The organism is Seonamhaeicola marinus, assembly GCF_008085455.1.
On record NZ_VSDQ01000705.1, the window covers coordinates 1 to 332 of the forward strand.

Sequence of the window (332 nt, forward strand, 5' to 3'; positions counted from 1 at the left end):
CTTTAGTGTTTCCGTGGTTTGTGTTTAACCAAGCCATGTCTATTTCGTTATCAAAATGCCCAATGTTGCAAACAATAGTTTTGTCTTTCATAGCTTCAAAATGCTCACTTCTAACAATATCTTTGTTACCGGTAGTTGTAATTACAACATCGGCATTACCAACAACAGTTTCTAGTTTTTTAACTTCAAAACCGTCCATTGCGGCTTGTAATGCACAAATGGGGTCTATTTCTGTTACAGTAACAATAGAACCAGCACCACGGAATGACGCAGCAGTACCTTTACCAACATCACCATAACCACAAACTACAACTCTTTTACCAGCTAGCATA

Annotated in this window: 1 pseudogene (running past one end of the window); it reads right to left on the minus strand. The window is 38.0% G+C overall.

Annotation, left to right across the window (positions count from 1 at the left end):
• Positions 1-332 (minus strand): annotated as a pseudogene (locus tag FUA24_RS17255) (adenosylhomocysteinase) (its annotated part continues 523 nt past the right edge of the window); the annotation flags it as partial.